The following is a 16,442-nucleotide window of genomic DNA, read 5'->3' on the forward strand; positions in this document are numbered from 1 at the left end:
ACTTCTTTTCTTTGAAGCATAGATCGACTATTTTCACTGTTTCAAATATATGAATACTATGCAAAATACGTTGATCAATGTAATCATTGCTCCTACTCCTAAAGACCACATCACTCTTTTTTTCATGCTGTATGGGGTACTGTAAGTGGAAAGCAATGTTCCAAAAAACGCAGCTACTCCGGTAAAAACACACCCTACGGCAAACATTATCCAGTCTAGCTCTACAGCATTTGTATGATCCCGATTTTCAGCATCTGTAATTTTTATTTTCTCTCCCAATTCAGGTGGATTATTGCTTGTGATATCGAGTGTTTTTATCACTTTTTTGCCTTCCATATCAATATATTCTACTTTCGGAAAAAAAATAGCTCTGTCACTGTAGGTAGAGGAACTTGGAAAGCTTTTAGCTTTTGTGATTTCTTTCTTATATCCTATCACTGTGGCTGTATATTGTGGTTCATCAAAAGTTCTGTAAGCTTTCTCCCAAAAAAACGAGTAGGATAAAATGAACGTTAAAGCATTGATGGAAATCATTATTAACGAAATAAAAAACAAAAGAAAGGCCTTCTCAAGAAAACCTCCTGTTTTTCCGGAATGATCTTTTTTATCCGAAATTTTTGAAAAAATCCGGTACCCCAGGTATACTGAAAATAAAACAACCACCGCTACGAAACCTCCAAAAAAAGTCATGAACCGGATAATTTAAATAATACTAAATCCTTTTTCTTTCGTTCTCATGTGGAGCTTGACTTCCATTTCGATATTTCCCTGCTTTTCAAGATCGGGACTTTTGAACTGGAGCGGCTGAGATCCGTCTTTTCTCATGAGTCTTACCAATTTACCATAGCCCATGATTTCCAAGTGCAGATCTGCTTCATTAAGTTCTTCAACTGCTAAATTCTGCCCAAACAATTGACCGGCACTGTCTAAGAATCTTTTTTTCCGATCTTCAGTATAATATAAAGCCTGCTCCTGAAGCTGCATTTTGTCATGAGACATTTCCAGATATTTTCCGACATTATGTTCAACCAATACTGCGCGTATCTGCTTATAGTATTTGAAAACATCGCTGAAGAGGTCTTCTTTTTTCATGTCTTTAAAATCTACCGAATGCTGCCAACCATCCAGTACAAAAGGAAGTTCCACTTCTATTTCGCCGGCAACATTAAAAGTCGGGTGTTGGACATTCTCTGTCAGTCCGTCCCATGGGGATTCCATTTTAGGGCGAAATTCAACACGGGATGCTTTCCAGTTATCAAAATCTGCACAAAAGAAATCTACCGACAGGGTATCATCCTCATCCAGGACATTTTTCCCCAATCGCGGATACATTTTCCCAACTACCTGATATTTCCCGCTCTGAAGCAGTGCCTGGTTGATCATGGTATCTCCTCCAAACCCACCTTCTTTTGTCTCATCTCCGTACCAGTCTATGACAGGAACATCATTCACATAAATAGTTCCCGAACAATACATTCTGGGATAAACGGAATATAATGGTTTTTTAAAATTATGCATACCTGAATTTAAGTTAAATATTTTTTATCCATATAGTAAGTTTCTTCTTTCATCACTTTTTCTTCTACTTTGAAATTACTTTTCCACCAACCTACTTCCCCTTCTATCTCTACGGAAAGAACAACTCCTGAAAACTTCAAAATGGGCTGGATAAATAATCCTGTGGTATCTGAATCTATGACGAAGTCTCCTCCAAAATAAGAATCTGCTTTGGCCGCCGCTTTAAATGTAGCGATCGGTTTCACTTTGGTTCCTTTTACGGTTCCTACTTCAATGCTGATACTGAGTTCTATTGTGGCTCCCATTTTCCCGCCGATCGTGGTTTTACCCTGCATATTGATCCCGTTGATACTGTCAATTTTCAGGGCATCCACCATAATTTCAAGCTCCCCGTAAAATGTAGCTGTAAAGGTAACTGAAGCCCCGAGTTTTTCTAATCCGCCTCTAAATTTATTAATAATTTTTGCTGCGGCAGGATTACCCGTTGCCCCATAAGAAGCTACGGCAATAGCCGCACCGATGATATCAATAACAACTTCCGCGCCTATCAGAGGTTTGAAGCCAAATCCTACTTCTCCGATTACACTTAAAGCAGCTCTCTCATTGATTCTTTCCAGATACCATTTTCCTACAACAGTAAATTTGGGATATCTGAGATTAAAACCAACAGGAATAGCAGTTTCTTTTGCGGCACTCTGCGCATAATTTATGGCATTCTGAACGATATTGACAGCGGTGGCAATCATTTTTGCGACCAGCTCTATTTTATCGGCAAATTCGTTGGTGAAGCTTCTTTTTTCCCTGCCGGCATCCCATTCTGCAGACAGTCCTACTCCTATGGTAATCGGGACCTTTCCGGTTTCATTCATCCTCCATCTTTGATAGCCCGCCTGCCTGGATTTTTCCTGATGTTTGGCAAATATGTTTCCTGCCGGCATATTGGCCGCTTTGTAGTTGGATACATTGACCTGAAATTCCAGTGCCAGTTCCCATTTAATATCCGGATAAGCTTTAATTAAAACCGTTGTTCTCTTGTCATTGCTGAAATACCTGCAGCTGTGAATGTGCATGTGAAACTGGTTCGGATTGGTCGCTATAGGCCAGATATACTTTATGGGAGCAGCATTTAACCTGGATATATTCGAATACACTTTATAATTAAAGGATGATGGGGCAAAAGTCTGTTTGGTATCTCCTTTATCTATTGCCTGCCCCACATCAACCATCAGGATCTGCTTTTTATGTTTGCCTTTACTGTCTTGGTAGCATTCAGTAGTATCAAATCCTGTGATATCAATAGTGATATCTTTTTTTGTTGACTCCGTAGGAGCCACCACTTCGTAATTAACGGTCTGGGCATCGTGGGCATTAAATACAAAAGAGATGTCTACTCTACGGTTGTTTTCGTAGTCTTTCTCATTTTTATATTTGATATTATCCCTACCCATTTTATCATCGGTAGGATCTACTTCTCCTTTCCCAACGGAAATGATTCTTCTGGGATCCAGGCCTCCGTCTGCAAAAAATTTCTTTACAACGTCAGCTCTCCTTTGGGACAGTCCTTTATTGTGATTCTGTTTCCCAATAACGCAGGCATAACCGCTGAGATTCATGGTAGAGTCTTTATGCTCAAGAAGAAACTTAAGCACATTATTAAGTATAGCTTCCCCGTTTTTATCTATTACTGTGGAATCGAATTTATAATAAATCGTTCTCTCGATACGTTCCTGCAAGGCTGTAGATTGTGCCTTTTTTATTCCTTTACCATTATCAAAAACCATCACGGTTGTACTACTGGCTTTTCCGTCTTTCACTTCGGTTTCGGTGATCTTTATCACTTCAAACCTGCAGGGTTCCTGGCGGACGGAATTTACATCCGGCTTGTATACTTTTGTAGGGGTCTGGTTTTTACTGACATTGGCGTTGGTGGTAACGACTTTATTTTTCACATTCAGGTAGATGGCATGAAGATCATCACCCAGATTATCTTTGATATATTTTTTGGAACCGGAATCTTTTACTTTGATATAAAATTCCTCTACGTTCTGGATGTTATCTACATGAGCCATCCATGAGTAGGTATTTTCTATTTTTAAATTGACCTCACCATCTATTACCTGCACATTATTGTATACATGAACCAGCTTGTCATCTTTTGCAGACTGCTGGTTCCAAAGTTCAATAGTCAGCGTATTTCCATTAAGACCTTCTGTGGTCAGGTTAAGATATACGATGTGACCGTAGGAAATATGATTGACTTTATTCTGGTTTTTAATGCTGGTCTTGCTTCCTCTCTGGGTAGTCCATTTACTGGTAACAATTTTGGGTTCGCACCAGCCTTTCACATAAAGCCCTACATTATTTTTGGTGTCTCTTTTTCCCGAAAAACTGGCTTCGATGTAGAACTGATAACTTCCGCAGTACTGTTTATCCATACTGAATTTATAGCCTGTGGAAGATGGAGCCTGATAGATAATAATTTTGCGATCGTTGGTCTGCCTCATCCAAATCACGGGTTTCTTTTTATCTTCGGCCGTTGTATCAGGCAGCCATTCACTGACCTGAAAAGTTACGTCCTGATTCGGCATAATCGTAACTCTCTGACCCGGAACAGACATTTTTGGGTAATATGTCCCTTTTGTAATCTTTATTTTTTTTACTCCTTTTGCCATTTCTTTGTCGTTTAGATTACACCGTCCTGCCCACCATACTCAGGCTGTTCTTTATACATTTCTTCAGAATCCACCAGTGGATTGATCTGCTGCTGTACATCCTTATCCGCATTTTTAAAATTTTGCGGGCTACCTTCCGTTCTCTGTCCGTGGTCTATGATCTCAATACACGGCGTCCCGGCAATGGCACAAATGGCTTTGCTGGTTTCTACGATAATATAGCCGCCGTTATTAAGCTGCACTTTTTCATAAAAATCTTTCCACTCTGTTACCATAATTTTGCATGGAGGTGGCGGAACTCCCATTTTGATGCAGTTCCCAAATGTATTTTTCTCGAATGTAGCTGCTCCTATTTCTTTCGTGGTTACGATAAGCTTTTTGGAGGCATTTTTATCATTAGCGTATTCTTTCTGGTGTGAGAGCACTTTGAGTTTGTCCGGAACCTGTCCGAACTGGCATTTGCACATAGCACCCTGTACTACAATATGTTTTTCTGCCATGGCTAAAATTCTTTATTTGAAATTACTACTCTGGTTAAATATTCATTCCCGAATTCCAGACGGACAAAGGAAGAATTCATCTTGAAAGTAACAACGGTTAGAGCTTTTTCCGAATTTTCATTCGTATCTCCTACGGTCTGATAAAGCTTTGCATTATACCTTGCAAATTTCTGCTTACATTCTGATGGTGAGCTATCATTGAATACCAGGCCATAAGGTAATCCTGAAACCATATCCTGCCCGTAATATTGAATTGCATAATATTCCAGACCGGTGCTCATATTTGCGTAGATCATATTGAAATCATTGAAATCCCAGTTGGAATACTTTCCCCCTTTGCAGTCTTTGCATTCCAATTCACTTGGACTTACCTGTAAAAGTTTTGTGAAAGTATCGGACGTGGCCGGCAGCGCTATAAACTGTTTCTTGCTGAACAGGTTCTGGAGGTTTTTTGAAGTTTTTTTCTGCTTCGGATTCTCTGCCACCATATCTGTTGTTGTTGCAGTAGTGGTATAGGTGGTAACAGCCACACTATCGGCTTCTGAAACGTCATTATCATTCGAAGGCTCTGCAGGCTTATAATTTAAAAGAAATTCTTTGATCTCTTTCTCAAGTTTACCGGTAGATTTGGTGAGTTTTGTATCGACTTCTTTTTTAGACCAGCTGTCTGGCACTACTTTTTCAAGAAAAACAGTGACTTTCGTGCTTTTTGACGATATTTTTTTCATATTGACGTTCCAAACTGCCTGCTGAATAAACTGTTTAGGCTTCGAACCGCTTTTTAATACCAGATCCAGATAAGGATTTTTGGTATCTGCATCATATTTCAGATTATAAAGATCGACAGTGGTTGAAAAATCTCTGTCGGATGCAGCAGCTGCTTTAGCTTCATCTTTGGTGAAGTCATTCTGGAAATAAAAAATAGAGTTTTGTAAGGTCTCGATATCTTTCGGGACATTAAACTCTGTTTTTTGCCCGAAATACAAGCTAAAGCTTAATAAAAGGATAAGTATGGATAGTTTGTGATTGATTTTAATTTTCATGTTATTATGTTTCTATTACTCTGTCAGAGCCGCAATGACTACTGATATTTTCTTTTTTTTCTCAAGTTCTATACTGCATTCTAAATACATCGATTTTAAAAGTAAAGTTTCTCCGTTCAGATAGGATACCACTCTTAAATTCCCTTCATGATTCATCTCCGGATTATCTTCAATGATCATCGAAAAAGGAGCTTTATTTACAAAATCATATATGCTTCTTTCATCGTTTAGTCTTCCTTCCCCTTCTATATTAACCAGACCGGTTTCTCCTTTCAAAGGATCTATCTCAAATTTTATTTTGTATTTCGGCTCTACAGGATTATTGACAACAGGGAAACTGCTCTCTATTTCTACCTGGTAATCCTGTCCGAAACTCTGATAAATCCCAAAGAACAGGGTTCTGATGAAATAATCATCTTTTAAATAAAGATTTATCGCATCCGGTTCGCTTATTACTTTTTCTATCTTTTCGCAGTAAGTGTCTACTGTTTCTCCTTCAAATTCTTTGTAAAGTTCTTCCTTTACAACCGGCCATCTTTCTTTAAATACTGAAAGGTTTTCTACAGCATTGAATTTCCCCTGCTCATCTGCGCTTATCTGTAACGGGTATAAAACCTTAGATGTTTTATATGCCAGCAGGTCGGCTATTTCGTTGACTTCTTCTTCGTTCAGGTACAGATTGGAAATTCTGTCTATTTCAAAAAAATGAAGCTTATTTTCCTTTTTCAGCCAGCGTACCGATGTTTCGTATTTCAGTTCATTTTTGTGATCATTATTTTCAATGGTCACCGTAACTCCGTATCTGCCGAATGAATTCTCCGGCTGAAAGATCAGGCTGTTTGCATGCCCGAACTTTACCAGCCTGTTTTTATCCGTTACAGCCGTTCTGGGAAGAAAAATTTCTTTCTGCCCCGTAAGCTCAATCAGGATCATCTCCTTTACGCTGCAGTGGTTATTATGAAATAACTTTAAAGCCCCGGCATCTAAGCTGTACAACAGGCTTATGCTTTTTAAGCTTTCTCCTTTCTGAACGGTATGTATATTAAATTTCTGCATAAAAATAATCCGGCTTCGTATTTTCTTTCTTTATTTTGATTATTCATGATAATCCACTAATGGAGCACTCTTACTCTGTCCGGTGTCGGGTCCATTCCTATACCTTCTCTTCTTGCTGACCTGTGCAGATATTTGTTTCTTAATGTTCTCAAATCATCCTGTTCTTTCATTTCCTTCTGATAGTCTGCATATTTATGTTCCGGTATCGGTATTCCTCCATATGCTCTTTCAAGATCTTTATACCGCTTAAAGATGTACTGTTTTCCGTCTCCCATTGCATAAGGTCTTAAGCGGTTTTTTATTCTCACCAGCAGGGCATCTGATGAAACGGAATATTTTTCATCGGTAATTTTCTTTAAGGTCAGGGGAACTGTTTTCTGAACACCATATTCGGCCATAAAATGTAATGGAATATAGCTGTATGCTTTTTTTATAAGCCTACGTTCTCCCCTTAATGACAGATAAAAGCCCGGAGTAATGGTAAGTTCTTCTTCTTTATACCAGGATTCTGCTATAAGCTCGCTTCTAAAGGCCTTTAATTTTGCGCTGGTTGTCCAGGATGTTTCAAGCTCTTCCCAGATTTCCGGTCCTTCTTCGTAAGCTCCTCCTACATCACAATGAACGCCGGGAAATATTTTTTCTATTCCTACATGCACATTCGTAAGGTCGAAATTTTCCCTGTGTTCATTTTCAGCCACAAAATGAACCACACTCTGTGCTCTGCCGATATCATTCAGACTTAGCTCCTCCACATCATTGTGAAAGTTCGGCGTGGCAGAAAAGTTTTTTGAATAGGAGGAAACCGTATCATAAATACCCAGAAATCTCACTTTCAGCACATCAACGGTAATTCCGGCCTCCTGCAGCTTGAGTCCCAGATGGCCCCATTTCGGAAGTTCTTCACTTTGTATTCCTCCGGTACCGTCGCTGTCGTAACGGGCGGTTACCGTGACACCCTGATGCGAAACAGTACTGGTGGTCGCTTTATATTTGGATTTACCTATTTCATGCACGAAATTACGGGCAGCAGCAGCACCTCTGCTGAAACCGAAAACATCAAAAGTAAGCACTGCAATTTTATCTGCTTTTTTTGCGTTCTTGATATTCTTTACTTTTTTCACGATCTCTTCGCAGCCTTTTCTCACCTTCCCACGGATTCCGGTAGTCCCTGTTCCAAAGGCATAGCCAAGCATAGAATCTTCTTCTTTATCTTCGGTACCGATACCTTCTATGTAGATGCCGAAATTTTTATCGTAATTGTCCCACAAACGCGCTACATTGCTCCAGTCGTTATTATAACTATTGTTATCGGTGGGTGAGCCTCCATTTTTCTTGTAATCGGCCGTTTTGTTTCTTCTTTCTGTGGTGTTGGTTTTATTATTCAAAGTTCCGTCAAAAAACATCCCAAGAGTAATGTCTAACACTTCCTCTTTGGATATTTCCGGTGTATAATCTCCAAATTTATTATTGTGCATCGTTCTTATTTTATTTTTGTTGACAGACTGATTTTTAAACTTTTAAAAGATGTTATTGTATTGCACGTGAAAGCCTGATTTTTGCTTTTGTAACCTGAATTTCTTCCTTTTCGCTTTTTAATGATAAACTCGCCCCTGCATTATCTGGACTGATTTTAATGATCAGATCTATATTTTTTTCTTTTCCCAGCTTCTGAAATAAGTCAAATATTTCTTTTTCATCAAAAGAGTCTATCCATACGCCATATCTTTTTTTATTCTTATCTCTCCAGTAAAAACCGCAGAATTTTGGAACAGCCCGTTTTTTATAGGTGTCAGCTGTCAGGCTTTCTCCGAAGAGGTTTTCCTGTTCTCCATTGTAACTGGTGAATCCGAAATCGATCCACTCACTGCCTTCCGGAAGAATCACTGAGGGTTTCCAGCTATATCTTTCTCTGTACACTTCATAAATATCCGGAGACGGATAGCCTTCTTTTTCTATTTTAGTTCTAATCTCCGGTTTAAATGTTTCATAAGACGGATCTTTCAGCATTCTGTCTGCAAAACCTTCTTTCAGCATATATTGTGCGTTTTCGTATGCTTTTTCTTTGGTAATAATGGTATCATGAGCTTGAAAAGCGCCTACTTCTTTCTGGTTTCCGGGACCGTTGATCCATAAAACCACCTGTCCTTTTGGAGCTAGGCCAACAATAAAATTACTGTATGTGGTCTTTTTACCATTATCCTGGTCTATAAAGCCTTTTTCAAAAAGGTTTTGTATTTTTTCTTTATCCAAATCCCATTTTCCGGTATAGAATTTATTCTCTACCAGAGAGTACCAGGTAAATTCCAGACTGTGGGGAATATCCATCCGGCTGGTTTCTACACTCATTGTTCCGCCTTCATTTCCCCAGCCTGTATTCTGTGTTCCCCATATGGCATCGAAGCCATAGGTAAAATCATCTGCGATGAGGGCTCCTTTGTAAATTTCCATCGGATATTCCTGCGGTGCCGAAAGGGTTCCCAGCCAGCTGTATTTTTGTTCCATTTTTTTATTTTGACAATTGATTAATGAGAAACTACCTACAATAAAAAGAATCAGAATTCTTAATTTATTTGTTTCCATGGGACATTATTTTCTTATTGCTTGCCAAAACAAGGTTGTTTTTCTGTGCTTCCACATTAATTTTCTGGGCAATTTTTTCAACCTTTTTGCCGACATTCAGATGATAAGAGTCTGTGACTTTTATCTGTATATTCTTAGCTGTTTTAATGATGGCCATATCAGAAAAGTTTTGATTTTTCAGCACTGTTGAATTCTACAATTTTACCGCTCTGCATCGTCATATTTTCAAGCTCGCTGAACATGGATATTTCTCCGGCTATTTCATTGGATGTTTCGGACTGTCTTTTGAATTCTTTTTCCACCATTTCTGTTCTTGTGTCCGAAGTTTCACGGATATCACCGGAAGCTGTCTGTACAATATCTTTTCCGGCTGTAGAAATAATACTGTTGTTGGCAGAACTGTTGATTCCTTCTCCCGCACTGATCGAAATTTCTTTTCCAGCAGTGATGTTGATATTATCCCCGGCATTCAGGGTGAAATTTTTAGGAGCCTTCATGCTGATGTTTCCGGCACCATCCATATAGTAGATATTTCCGCTAGGGTCCATGATCTTTACACTTCCTTCTTCATCATTCATTAAAATTCTGATTCCGCTCCTGGTCTGAATGGATTTCAGATGGTTATTGACTCCGCCTCCCAAGGCTATTCCTCCATGGAACATACCTCCCATGACGAAAGGTCTGTCCGGATGACTGTGAACAAAATTCACCATCACCTGGTCTCCCACTTCCGGAATGGCAACATATCCTCTGTTCTGCGTGATCTGATCTGTTCCTCCTGCATCAGGACTCATCATCCTGATAAAATGTGTTGTATCGCTTGTCTGCCAGTCAAACTGCACCTGTATCCTGCCCTGTCCTTCCGGATCTGTATTGGAGATAACGACTGCAGTCTGCGGTTCAGCTTTAGGGATCTTATATTCCGGTCTTGGGAGGAATCCCGTATCTGCTGCTATCCCTGTAAAGCTTCCTTTATAATGCCCTATGGTGTCAATTTCATGTTCAGCTTCTGTGATCATAATTCTTGTGAAATAGGAAGTTTCATTGGAGTCCTGTTTCCGCATCTGAACATCGGCTATGCATCCCGGATGAAGGAATGGAACGCTTGTATTTCCTGAAATGGAAAAAACGTTCACCGCGGCACTTCCCGAAGCACTTTTTTGTGAATATTCTACGTCCAGATGGGTTGTTGCCTTAATAGGGGCTATCTGAAGCGCAGGGGTTTTGTAAATACTGTTGTTGTGATCGTAAGCTGTCTTTGCAATGTCACTTACATGCTGAATAGGCGTGGAACCTGAAGTAAGTTTTTCATTTTTATTGCTGTTGTACCCATAAAACTGGGGCTTGGTATGGATTGCTTTCAGCTCAACCTTAATATCATTAGCACTGCTTCCGTAGGTCAGGATAATAGGTTTGTTCTGAGGAGGCAGTTTCCCGAAATGCAGGACTTCACCATCATAGAAAAACTGTTCACCATATGCTTCTGCCATTCTTGCCAGATAGTTGTAATGGGTTTCGTCGTACTGACTGCTGTAAATGATCTGAGAAAAATTATTAGCATCGATCCTGACATCAAATCGGCCTTTATCAATCCCCTGTTTAATCACCTCTTCAGCAATAATTCCTATATTAACCGGCTGGCTTCCTCCAAAACTCTGGATATGGGAAGCTCCATCCAAAAGAATGGTTGGGCTGAATCCTGTAAGCACAATATTCCCCAGGCTCATTTTTTCCTGGCTGAATGCTACCCCGGTAATGACTCCCACAAAGGTTCTCTCGGGACTGTTGTCTATACCTTTATATGAAATAACTGCGGTGAGGCGCTTTCCCAGAAATTTATTGGCTTCTTCCAGCGAATGGGTCTGGCGGTCTCCCAACGTATCATGAGCCAGCGTAAGGGTAAATTCGTGATGACGCTGAGCGCTCTGTTTAAGTTTGAAATGCTTATAAAATTTGATGATTTTTCCTTCTATGACTAAGGAAAGCTTAACCAGACGGTTGATGCCGGTATGATGATTTTCAGATACCCCATCTGCATTCTGTGCCGGGCGAAAACTCGTTCCCTTTGATTTTTCAGGTGTAGTAGACATATTTTATAAAGTGATTTATGTTAAAATGTGTATATTATTCATCCAATCGGGAATTTTTGAAAATAAACAAAGATTCCTTGTCAGAAAATAGCGTTCACAACAGGTAAAAAAAGACCGTCTTGAGGGACAGTCTCTTTGTATTTTATACTACTCGGGACCTAGCCTAATGGCCAGAATCCGTTATATAGTGAATTTCCATAGGTAATGCTTTCTGCACTTACCACGAAGCTTACCAGCATACTGTTGCTGTCAACAGCATCAAAATCCATCTCGTGCTGAATTACATATCCGTTTTCCCACTTCAGGGTATTCAATGTGCCTTCTTCATGTGATTTATTAAATGTAATTTCACCGCTTGTCGGCTTATATTTACCATTCAGTAAGCTTTCCAGAATATCAGACTTTTCAGTTGCTTCAACTGTTATTTTAATCAAAGCGTTCGATGGATCTGATGCTACACGTCCTGAAACATCTGTAGATCTTGATACGCTGTAATTAAGCTTTAACAGCTTTTGTCCTTCGCCTCCATTGAATTTTAAGATTCCTCTTGAATTTCCTGCCATATTCTATATTTTAATCATTAATGATTATACTATTCATAAAGTTTGTCTAACAAAGATAGACTTCATGCTCTAATTTAAAAAGTTTTTAGTCAATATATTTACATTTTGTAGTAATTCTACGACTTTTTTTCTACTCATATCATTTAAAAGTTAAAAAAATACAGTTCTTAACTTTATTTATCAATGAGAATGCATATAAAAATGTTTATAATAATAAGATATGATCATGATGACCAGGTTTACAGTAATCATTATCATCAGTATAGTACCGTATTTCCTTTTCTTATCTACAAAACTAAGACCTAGGGTAAAAAGAAACAGGAGCAGTGTATAAACAGCCGGATACAGATGAAAGGCTTCTGAGAACCTGCCTTCAAATACCAAAACAATTGCTCTCTGGGCACCACATCCCAGGCATTCTATTCCCAAAAATTTCTTGCTGGGACAGGTGAGCATAAAGTCTTCAAGTTTCATTCCGGTTTTATGATGAAATTTTCGCTCTTGTATATTGGTGAGGGAAGAAGCAGTCTTCCTTCATGTCAAATGATCCCTGAACGGCAATATATGGGTTTCTTAAGATTTCTCTTGCCACAAATATGAGGTCTGCCTCTCCTTTTTCCAGGATTTCTTCGGCCTGTTCTACACTTGTAATTAATCCCACTGCTCCGGTTTTCACACCGGCTTCTTTTTTGATCTGGGATGAAAAAGGAACCTGGTAGCCATTAAATACAGGTATTTTTGCGCCATGGATATTTCCACCGCTTGAAACATCTATCAGGTCTACGGAATGTTCTTTTAAAACTTCGGCAAGCTTTACACTGTCATTGATGTCCCATCCGTTTTCGGCATATTCGGTTCCGGAAATCCTTACAAAAAGTGCTGTATTTTCATCCAGCTCTTCATTGACAGCATCAACAATTTCCAAAAGAAAACGAATCCTGTTTTCAAAGCTACCGCCATATTCATCTGTTCTGATGTTGGAAAGTGGTGACAAAAACTGATGGATAAGGTATCCGTGTGCGCCGTGAATTTCTATAATATCAAAACCTGCCTTTACAGCTCTTTTCGCTGCTTCTTTAAAGTTCTGTACCTGTTCCTTAATCTCGTTAGCAGTCAGAACATGCGGAATCCTTTCAGTAGGATGGTAAGGAATAGGACTTGGCGCTACGGTTTCCCATCCTTCTTCAACAGGGATCTGCAGGTTATTCCATGTAGAACCTTTTCTTCCGGCATGGGCAAGCTGGATCCCTATTTTACTTTCTGAACGGGAATGAACAAAATCAACAATTTTTCTAAGCTCTTCCGCCTGCTGATCATTCCAGATTCCCATACAGTGGTTGGTAATTCTTCCGCGTGGCTCTACTCCCGTAGCTTCAACCATGATAAGGCCTGTTCCGCCCTGGGATCTGCTTCCATAATGTACAAAATGGAAATCATTAGCCAATCCATTGTCGCATGAATACATACACATAGGAGACATTACCCATCTGTTTTTCAATTCTATATTTCTAAATTTTACTGGTGTGTATAACATTTTACTTTTTGATTTTCAATTTAATGATGAATAAAAAAAACATTGTCGAAGTGATGAAAAAGAAGTAAATTTGGCCCCCTTTTTAGTCTTACTAATATATGAAAAAAGACATACAGATCAGTTACGAGCATTTTAAAAACAGCAGTGAACTGAACGATATAGAAAAAACCTTATTTGAGAGAGCGATTCAGGCCCGTGAAAATGCTTATGCGCCCTATTCGAATTTCCTTGTAGGATGTGCCGTTTTACTGGAAAACGGTGAAATTTATTCCGGTAACAACCAGGAGAATGCAGCCTATCCATCGGGGTTATGTGCAGAAAGAACGACTCTTTTCTGGGTGGCAGCCAATTTTCCGGATGTCAAGGTAAAAAAGATCTTTGTCGTTGGAGGTCCTAAAGAATTTCATGAGAAAAATCCTCCGATTCCACCTTGTGGAGCCTGCCGGCAAAGTTTAATAGAATATGAAACGAAACAGAACGAAAACATCATCCTTTATTTTTCAAGCATGAATGATGAAGTGGTGAAGGTACATTCTATTAAAGACCTGCTTCCTTTCTATTTTGATTCATCGTTTTTGTAAAGGTGAAATTTTGTGAATAGGAAATTTTGGTTGATGTGAATAGTGAATTTTGCTTTGCAAGTGAATTGTTAATTTAAGAATTATTTTCAATTTTGTACTGTCATGTTCAATACTGATCATTTATACATTTATAAATTTCCTTGCGAAGCAAAATTCACTATTCACTATTCACTATTCACAATTGACCACTCACAATTGACTTTTTGTCTTTTTGTGCAATAAATTTAAAAAGTTATCTTTGCAAAAATTTTGGTTTCCAGCATTTTGGAAATAATAGGGAATTGGGTGTAACTCCCAAACTGTCCCCGCAACTGTAAATCGCAATAAGATTTCTGCAAAAAACCACTGTTTATACGGGAAGGTGCAGAAAGCGAAAGTCAGGAGACCTGCCAAAATTATAACTCAAAACGTATTACTTTCGGAGGAAAAGTAAAATAGTATGGATATAAAAAGGTCTTTATTACTGCTTTGTTCGTCTTACGGCAGCTTTCTCTTCGGACAGGAGAAAGCGGTTGACACCATTTATATTTTTGACAGCCAGATGAGCAAGGTAAAGCTTTTCCATCCGGTACGTACGATCACTCCAAAAGATCTCGAGAAAAACTCAGCTAATCTTTCTGAACTTTTACGCTTTCAGTCTTCTATTTATGTGAAAGAAAATGGCCGTGGGGCGGTTTCTTCGCCTTCATTCAGGGGAACAACAGCTCAGCAGACCGCTTTTGTGTGGAACGGAATTAATATTAATTCCAGCTTTCTAGGACAGGGAGATGTGAATAATATTCCACTTTTCGGATATGACCAGATTGATATAAAAGCTGGCGGAGGCAGTGTTGTTTATGGCAGCGGGGCTATTGGAGGAAGCATTCATTTAAATAATATTCTGGATTTCAACAGGGGCTTCAAGGGTTCTGTTTATTCGGAGGCGGGCTCTTTTGATACTTATAATAATTTTATGCAAGCTTCATTCAGCAATGATAAATTAAGCGTTAAGGTTTCGGGAAGCTATTTTACAAGCCAAAATGATTATAAAGTCCCAGAGTTTGTTGTAGGAAGCACGGGATTTTATAATGTTAACGGCAGATATTACAATACTTCAGTTAACATCGGAGCTTCTTATAAAATTGCTGATCATCAGACTATTTCATGGCAGAATCAGATGTTCGATGCGTCACAGCATTATCCTGTTTTTGAACAAATTGGAAACAGAACAAAATATAACGCGCAGACTTTGAGAAGCCTGATCGCATGGGATATCAATAAAAGTAATCTTTCAAACAGCTTAAAAGCGGCTTATACGGAAGATAATTTTCAGTATTTTTCAGATCTTAACCAGCCTAAAACAAGTGGTGCAGAGGGAAAGAACTATATTTTCAAAAATGACTTCAACTATTTCATCACTCCAAAAATCAACATTAATGTTATTGGGGAATTCCAGGTGAATAAGGGTGAAGGCTATCAAGCAGAAAAAGACAATCAATCCGGAATTGGGGTTATCAGCAGAAATGTAGGTTCTCTATCCGGCTTAATCAGATATTTTGCCACGAAGGAGCTTCGTTTTGAAGCCGGTATCAAGAAGGATTTTGTAGAGGATATCTCTTCTCCCCTTCTGTATTCTTTTTCGGGAAAATGGGATGCTTTACAATGGTACCGTATGGGAGTCAATTTTTCAAGAAATTTCAGGTATCCTTCTTTTAATGATCTTTACTGGCAGCCGGGAGGAAACCTGGATCTGCTTCCTGAAACGTCCACGAACATTGACATGAGCCATGAGTTCAGCTTAGGAGATTTTAAAATTACATTGAGTCCTTATTATATGGACATCAAAAACCTCATCAACTGGCTTCCTACACCTTACGGATACTGGGCTCCTGTGAATACGTACAGAGTTGAATCTTACGGGCTGGAATCACAGGTTAAGTGGAATAAGAAATTCGGAAAACATGCTTTAAAGCTGGATGCAGGGTACACTTATTCGAAATCTGTCAACAAGAATACTGAAATGCAGATGATGTATGTTCCGATCCATAAAGCTGTCGGAAATATCGAGTATGGCTATTCATTCTTTAAGCTATATGCACAAGGGCTTTTCAACGGTCTTACCTACACAACTACGGATGAACAAAGATCTACAGCTATTGATCCTTATTTTATTTTAAATACCGGAATTTCCGCCTCACTTTTCAAGAAATACACTTTAGGATTTAAAGTGAACAATGTTACCAATACATTTTATCAGACGGTATCTTTATATCCGATGCCTAAGAGAAATTACAGTATGTACGCAACTATTAATTTTTAACTTAAA

15 protein-coding genes and 1 riboswitch are annotated in these 16,442 nt (G+C 38.9%); of the genes, 2 read left to right on the forward strand and 13 right to left on the reverse strand.

What is annotated here, in order from left to right; translation table 11 throughout:
* Positions 1-33: 33 nt before the first annotated feature.
* The 13 genes from ACMGDK_RS10770 to namA form a co-directional block, all read right to left on the reverse strand.
* Positions 34-690 carry a hypothetical protein gene (locus ACMGDK_RS10770; protein WP_436807953.1) on the reverse strand — a complete coding sequence of 219 codons (657 nt, stop codon included), beginning with the start codon at positions 688-690 and terminating at the stop codon, positions 34-36.
* A 12-nt stretch (positions 691-702) separates the two neighbouring features.
* The gene (locus ACMGDK_RS10775; protein ID WP_436807954.1) at positions 703-1,518 is read right to left on the reverse strand and encodes a hypothetical protein; all 816 of its coding nucleotides are present in this window, start codon (positions 1,516-1,518) and stop codon (positions 703-705) included.
* 8 nt (positions 1,519-1,526) lie between these two features.
* Positions 1,527-4,190, reverse strand: coding sequence for an OmpA family protein (locus ACMGDK_RS10780; RefSeq protein WP_436807955.1), 2,664 nt, complete (start codon positions 4,188-4,190; stop codon positions 1,527-1,529).
* 11 nt (positions 4,191-4,201) lie between these two features.
* Positions 4,202-4,690, reverse strand: a complete 489-nt coding sequence (locus ACMGDK_RS10785; protein ID WP_436807956.1) for a DUF4280 domain-containing protein — start codon at positions 4,688-4,690, stop codon at positions 4,202-4,204.
* 2 nt (positions 4,691-4,692) lie between these two features.
* Complete coding sequence (locus tag ACMGDK_RS10790) at positions 4,693-5,733, reverse strand: hypothetical protein (protein ID WP_436807957.1); 1,041 nt, start codon at positions 5,731-5,733, stop codon at positions 4,693-4,695.
* A gap of 15 nt (positions 5,734-5,748) precedes the next feature.
* Positions 5,749-6,789 carry a hypothetical protein gene (locus ACMGDK_RS10795; RefSeq protein WP_436807958.1) on the reverse strand — a complete coding sequence of 347 codons (1,041 nt, stop codon included), beginning with the start codon at positions 6,787-6,789 and terminating at the stop codon, positions 5,749-5,751.
* 56 nt (positions 6,790-6,845) lie between these two features.
* The gene (locus ACMGDK_RS10800) at positions 6,846-8,264 is read right to left on the reverse strand and encodes a T6SS phospholipase effector Tle1-like catalytic domain-containing protein (protein ID WP_436807959.1); all 1,419 of its coding nucleotides are present in this window, start codon (positions 8,262-8,264) and stop codon (positions 6,846-6,848) included.
* 52 nt (positions 8,265-8,316) lie between these two features.
* Complete coding sequence (locus ACMGDK_RS10805; RefSeq protein ID WP_436807960.1) at positions 8,317-9,291, reverse strand: DUF2931 family protein; 975 nt, start codon at positions 9,289-9,291, stop codon at positions 8,317-8,319.
* 64 nt (positions 9,292-9,355) lie between these two features.
* Positions 9,356-9,526, reverse strand: coding sequence for a hypothetical protein (locus ACMGDK_RS10810; protein WP_157963379.1), 171 nt, complete (start codon positions 9,524-9,526; stop codon positions 9,356-9,358).
* A gap of 1 nt (position 9,527) precedes the next feature.
* A complete protein-coding gene (locus tag ACMGDK_RS10815) occupies positions 9,528-11,459 on the reverse strand; it encodes a type VI secretion system Vgr family protein (protein ID WP_436807961.1) in 1,932 nt (643 codons plus the stop codon).
* A gap of 158 nt (positions 11,460-11,617) precedes the next feature.
* Positions 11,618-12,022: a type VI secretion system tube protein TssD gene (gene tssD / locus ACMGDK_RS10820; RefSeq protein WP_436807962.1), complete on the reverse strand. Its 405-nt coding sequence runs from the start codon at positions 12,020-12,022 to the stop codon at positions 11,618-11,620.
* A gap of 180 nt (positions 12,023-12,202) precedes the next feature.
* Positions 12,203-12,496 (reverse strand): DUF2752 domain-containing protein, encoded by a 294-nt coding sequence (locus ACMGDK_RS10825; RefSeq protein ID WP_436807963.1) that lies wholly within the window; start codon positions 12,494-12,496, stop codon positions 12,203-12,205.
* A gap of 7 nt (positions 12,497-12,503) precedes the next feature.
* A complete protein-coding gene (gene namA / locus ACMGDK_RS10830; RefSeq protein WP_436807964.1) occupies positions 12,504-13,556 on the reverse strand; it encodes an NADPH dehydrogenase NamA in 1,053 nt (350 codons plus the stop codon).
* A 98-nt stretch (positions 13,557-13,654) separates the two neighbouring features.
* Here namA and ACMGDK_RS10835 point away from each other — a divergent pair, with 98 nt between their 5' ends.
* Positions 13,655-14,137: a cytidine deaminase gene (locus tag ACMGDK_RS10835; protein ID WP_111956797.1), complete on the forward strand. Its 483-nt coding sequence runs from the start codon at positions 13,655-13,657 to the stop codon at positions 14,135-14,137.
* 233 nt (positions 14,138-14,370) lie between these two features.
* Positions 14,371-14,545, forward strand: a riboswitch (cobalamin riboswitch).
* Positions 14,546-14,576: 31 nt separating this feature from the next.
* On the forward strand, positions 14,577-16,436 hold the full coding sequence (locus tag ACMGDK_RS10840; RefSeq protein WP_436807965.1) for a TonB-dependent receptor plug domain-containing protein: 1,860 nt from the start codon (positions 14,577-14,579) through the stop codon (positions 16,434-16,436).
* Positions 16,437-16,442: the final 6 nt, after the last annotated feature.

Source organism: Chryseobacterium hilariae (assembly GCF_051400735.1).
Taxonomy (GTDB): Bacteria; Bacteroidota; Bacteroidia; order Flavobacteriales; family Weeksellaceae; genus Chryseobacterium.

Excerpts from the sequence above, each read along its gene's own strand:
- ACMGDK_RS10775 (WP_436807954.1), bottom strand. The coding sequence starts at position 1,518 with ATGCATAATTTTAAAAAACCATTATATTCCGTTTATCCCAGAATGTAT.
- ACMGDK_RS10815 (WP_436807961.1), bottom strand. The coding sequence starts at position 11,459 with ATGTCTACTACACCTGAAAAATCAAAGGGAACGAGTTTTCGCCCGGCA.
- ACMGDK_RS10800 (WP_436807959.1), bottom strand. The coding sequence starts at position 8,264 with ATGCACAATAATAAATTTGGAGATTATACACCGGAAATATCCAAAGAG.
- ACMGDK_RS10795 (WP_436807958.1), bottom strand. The coding sequence starts at position 6,789 with ATGCAGAAATTTAATATACATACCGTTCAGAAAGGAGAAAGCTTAAAA.
- tssD (WP_436807962.1), bottom strand. The coding sequence starts at position 12,022 with ATGGCAGGAAATTCAAGAGGAATCTTAAAATTCAATGGAGGCGAAGGA.
- ACMGDK_RS10790 (WP_436807957.1), bottom strand. The coding sequence starts at position 5,733 with ATGAAAATTAAAATCAATCACAAACTATCCATACTTATCCTTTTATTA.
- namA (WP_436807964.1), bottom strand. The coding sequence starts at position 13,556 with ATGTTATACACACCAGTAAAATTTAGAAATATAGAATTGAAAAACAGA.
- ACMGDK_RS10840 (WP_436807965.1), top strand. The coding sequence starts at position 14,577 with ATGGATATAAAAAGGTCTTTATTACTGCTTTGTTCGTCTTACGGCAGC.
- ACMGDK_RS10805 (WP_436807960.1), bottom strand. The coding sequence starts at position 9,291 with ATGGAACAAAAATACAGCTGGCTGGGAACCCTTTCGGCACCGCAGGAA.
- ACMGDK_RS10825 (WP_436807963.1), bottom strand. The coding sequence starts at position 12,496 with ATGAAACTTGAAGACTTTATGCTCACCTGTCCCAGCAAGAAATTTTTG.
- ACMGDK_RS10835 (WP_111956797.1), top strand. The coding sequence starts at position 13,655 with ATGAAAAAAGACATACAGATCAGTTACGAGCATTTTAAAAACAGCAGT.
- ACMGDK_RS10770 (WP_436807953.1), bottom strand. The coding sequence starts at position 690 with ATGACTTTTTTTGGAGGTTTCGTAGCGGTGGTTGTTTTATTTTCAGTA.
- ACMGDK_RS10780 (WP_436807955.1), bottom strand. The coding sequence starts at position 4,190 with ATGGCAAAAGGAGTAAAAAAAATAAAGATTACAAAAGGGACATATTAC.
- ACMGDK_RS10810 (WP_157963379.1), bottom strand. The coding sequence starts at position 9,526 with ATGGCCATCATTAAAACAGCTAAGAATATACAGATAAAAGTCACAGAC.
- ACMGDK_RS10785 (WP_436807956.1), bottom strand. The coding sequence starts at position 4,690 with ATGGCAGAAAAACATATTGTAGTACAGGGTGCTATGTGCAAATGCCAG.